The sequence below is a fragment of the Faecalibacterium sp. genome (genome assembly GCF_052358865.1).
GTDB classification, from domain to species: Bacteria; Bacillota; Clostridia; order Oscillospirales; family Ruminococcaceae; genus Faecalibacterium; species Faecalibacterium butyricigenerans.
Window position 1 is genome coordinate 1 of sequence record NZ_DAWCVJ010000127.1, and the last position, 3,886, is coordinate 3,886.

The 3,886-nt window shown below is 61.2% G+C and carries 4 protein-coding genes; 2 read left to right on the forward strand and 2 right to left on the reverse strand.

Features of this window, described 5'->3' with window-relative positions; all coding sequences use genetic code 11:
* Positions 1-41: 41 nt before the first annotated feature.
* Together ACT8X9_RS12980 and mgsA are read left to right on the forward strand one after the other, a co-directional pair.
* The gene (locus ACT8X9_RS12980; protein WP_444269272.1) at positions 42-1,676 is read left to right on the forward strand and encodes a penicillin-binding transpeptidase domain-containing protein; all 1,635 of its coding nucleotides are present in this window, start codon (positions 42-44) and stop codon (positions 1,674-1,676) included.
* Positions 1,677-1,822: 146 nt separating this feature from the next.
* Complete coding sequence (gene mgsA, locus ACT8X9_RS12985; protein WP_158405691.1) at positions 1,823-2,227, forward strand: methylglyoxal synthase; 405 nt, start codon at positions 1,823-1,825, stop codon at positions 2,225-2,227.
* A gap of 203 nt (positions 2,228-2,430) precedes the next feature.
* Here mgsA and ACT8X9_RS12990 read toward each other — a convergent pair whose 3' ends face one another.
* Together ACT8X9_RS12990 and rnhA are read right to left on the reverse strand one after the other, a co-directional pair.
* Positions 2,431-2,949: a hypothetical protein gene (locus ACT8X9_RS12990; protein WP_444269273.1), complete on the reverse strand. Its 519-nt coding sequence runs from the start codon at positions 2,947-2,949 to the stop codon at positions 2,431-2,433.
* Entirely contained in the window at positions 2,946-3,410 is a 465-nt protein-coding gene (rnhA, locus tag ACT8X9_RS12995) for a ribonuclease HI (protein WP_249233357.1), read from the reverse strand. Before rnhA ends, ACT8X9_RS12990 begins: the two co-directional genes overlap by 4 nt.
* Positions 3,411-3,886: the final 476 nt, after the last annotated feature.

Genomic DNA, 3,886 nt, shown 5'->3' on the forward strand with positions numbered 1-3,886 from the left:
AGGATTACAAGCTGGATAATTAGTCACTCCATTGGCAGTGAGTGCTGGGCGGCATCCTCTATGAGATGCAGCAGCAGGCGTTCTCTAACGTCAACAACTTCGTCATGGCTGAGAATGTCAGCGAAACGACGGTAGCGACCATCAAGGAGAACAGCCTGACGCTGCCCGGCGTGGAGATCGTGGAGACCAGCACCCGCAGCTACGACGAGGGGGACATCATCCCCCATGTGCTGGGCCGCGTGGGCAAGATCACCGCCGAAAAGTGGAAGGTGACGGACGAGAACGGTCAGACCACCTACCCTCTGCGGGAAAAGGGCTATAATATGAACGACATGATCGGCGTGTCGGGCCTTGAGGCCGTCTACGAAGACGAGCTGCGGGGCAGGGACGGCGTCGAGACCATCACCCGCAGCTCGGACGGCGTCATCGTGGGTACGGCCATGACGACGGTGCCGGAGCCGGGCCATACCGTCCAGCTCACCATCGACAGCGCGTTCCAGCAGGCCGTGGACAAGGCGCTGGCCAAGAACATCGAGATGATCAACAGCACCTACAACACCGGAAGCTCGGCCAAGGCCGCTGCCGGTGCGGTGGTGGTCATCAGTACTAAGGACGGCAGCGTGCTGGCGGCCTCCAACTACCCCAGCTACGACCAGAACCTTTTCGCCACCCAGTACAGTGAGTACAGCGCGGACCCCGGCCTGCCGCTGCTCAACCGCGCCCTGCAGGGCCTGTACACCCCCGGCTCCACCTTCAAGCCCGCCGTGGCGGTGGCGGCGCTGGATGCCGGCGTCATCAACCGCTTTTCCACGGTCTACTGCAACGGTGTGTATACCTATTATGATACCTACCGCCCCAAGTGCACCCGCCACGGCCACAGCGGCAACATCGACGTCATCACGGCCATTAAGTGGAGCTGCAACATCTTCTTCTACGACGTGGGACGCCGCACCACCAGTGACGTCTACGACGCCTACGCCTACAAGATGGGCCTCGGCGTCCGCACCGGCGTGGAGGTCAACGAGGCCACCGGCCGTTTGACAACCAAGAACGACTCCAACTATACGGCCTCGCTGGACGTTCAGGCGGCCATCGGTCAGGGCAACACCGTCGTCACCCCTGTTCAGCTGGCCACCTATGCCGGTACGCTGGCCAACCGGGGCATCCGCTACCGCACCCACTTCGTCAAGGCCATCCTTGACACCAACACCGGCGAGGTGCTGCAGGAGACTCAGCCCGAGGTGATGGACGTCATCGAGGACCGGGGCGACACCTTCGACCTCGTGAAGCAGGGCATGATCGGCGTGTCGGAGACGGTATCGGGCCTGAGCAATTACCCCATCACCATCGCCTGTAAGACTGGTACCCCGCAGCGCAGCGAGACGTACTACGTCGGCAGCACCCGCAAGCACTACACCAACACCATGATGATCGCCTACGGCCCGGCGGAGGACGCCGAGATCGCGCTGGGCATCGTCATCGAGTACGGCGGCGGCGGTGCCCGCGCAGGCAACCTTGTGGCCGACATCTTCAACGCCTACGCTGCCCTGAAGGAGGGGACCCTGACCGTGGAAGAGCCGGGGGCAGACAGCGCTTCGGATGCAGCCGTGGACGGGCAGGACGCGCCGGAGATCGTGGAAAACGGCGACGCCCCCGCAGACCAGCCCGCCGCCTGAGCGATGGTGCGTGGATTTGGCAGAAAGTTATGAAAATTTGGGACTTTTGGCTGAAAAACAGTTGTAAAAAGACGGAAACTGTGATACTATGATATGTGCAAGATGATTGCCCCGGACAGGGGAATGGGAAAAGGAGAGGTTGACCGATGACGATTGCACTGATTGCGCATGACTCCAAAAAAGAGCTGATGGTGCAGTTCTGTACGGCATATTGCCGGATTTTGAGCCAGCATAAATTGGTGGCCACCGGAACGACCGGCAAGATGATCGCCGAAGCCACCGGTCTGCAGGTTCAGCGCTTTCTGGCAGGTGTACAGGGCGGTGATCAGCAGATCGCGTCCCGCATCGCCTGCAATGAGGTCGATCTGCTGCTGTTCTTCCGCGACCCCATCAACGCAAAGCCCAGCGAGCCGAACGAGATGACCCTGCTGCGTCTGTGTGATGTGCACAATATCCCGCTGGCCACTAACATCGCCACTGCGGAAGTCCTCATCCACGGCCTTGAGCGCGGCGACCTCGATTGGCGCGACATCGTGCATCCTCAGAACTGATGAAAAAATGAAATCCCCCGTGCGGCGCAGCTGCACGGGGGATTTTTTGCTTTAACGGGCTTGCCCTCTCAGGCGCTGACGCGCCAGCTCTCCCAAAGGGAGAGCCTTTGACGTGACGGAAAAGCGAAAGCCTCTCCCTTTGGGAGAGGTGTCACCGCAGGTGACGGAGAGGGCAAGGACGCTGACCGGGAACAGAAGGAATTTTAGAGTTTAAAATCTTTCGCCATATCCTCCACATCCTCGGGTGCAAAATCGCCCAGCGGGAGGATGAGGCGGGCCAGAACCTCGGGGGAAAGGGCTGCGAGGCGGTTGCTCTCGTCCGGAGCGCCGCTCTCGGGCGGGAAGAGGTGGCTCACGCCCTGTGTGTCGGTCTCCATCCGGGCATAGTGGCCGGAGGCGACATACTGGATGCCCAGCTTGTCGGCGGCGGTGAGCAGGGCGGCGAAGCGGGCGGCATCGACGTCCTGCCCGGCCAGAGCCTCGGCGTTGAGGGCGAGGCACTCCACGTCCAGCTTTTTGGCCAGTGCCTTGGCCGCCTCTGCGGCGGCGTGCTCTTCGGGGGTGTCGGCCAGCCAGACGACGGCTGCCGCCACGGCAAAGCCCTGCTGCTGCAGGATGCGGACCGCCACGCCGCTGCGCACGCTGCCGCTCAGGCCCATCAGGACCCGGTCCTGCTCTTCGTAGGTGTCGAACCCGTTCCCGGGCAGAAAAGTATCGTTCATCGTCCTTGTCTCCCGCCATGTGCCTGGCTCTGGGCGACCGCAAGCTGGTCGCAGCGTTCGTTCTCCGGGTGGCCTGCGTGGCCCTTGACCCAGACGTAGGTGAGCTTGTGGCGTGCCTCCTGCTCCAGCGCCTGTTCCCAGAGGTCGGGGTTCAGGGCGGGGGAGCCGTCGGATTTTTTCCAGCCCCGGCGCTTCCAACCCTTGGCCCAGCCCTTTTCCAGTCCGTTGATGACGTACTGGCTGTCGGAGCACAGGCGGACTTCGCAAGGCTCCTTGAGCTGGCGCAGGGCCTCGATGAAGGCCGTCAGCTCCATCCGGTTGTTGGTGGTGGAGGCGTCGCCGCCGCTCAGCTCCTTCTCGTAGACCTTGCCGTTAAAGCGGTAGCGCAGCACCGCGCCCCAGCCGCCGGGGCCGGGATTGCCGCTGCACGCGCCGTCGGTGTAAACTTCAACCTGTTTCATGCGTTTCTCCTGAAATAAAATTCATACCTCTATTTAGAGCCATTTTGGCCCGTCTGTCAAGAGGGCAGGGCATAATTTGCCGCCGTCCGGCCCAAGCTTGGATTGACAAAAGAGGCGAGAAATACTATACTTGTTGCAACGAAATGCGTATAGGGGCGTGCCGAGGGTGCGCTCACAGCGTTCCTGCCGAAGCGCCGCGGTCGCATCGAACAGATGGACTGGATGGGCAAGAGGCTTCCTGCGGAACAGACAGTGCGGCAGAAAACCACACTGATAAAATAATTTCTATACGATGCATCCGACGGAAGCAGATGCGTTTTTATGCTTCCCCTAATGCAGGACAGGCGATCTTTTGCAGATGGGCCTGTGCTTTGCTGATTGAATTTTTGGAGGTTTTCGATGGCACAGACAAAAGAACAGAATCACGCACCCGCCCCGGCTCAGGCCAATGCGTCCGGCGAAAAGCGGCCCCGCAC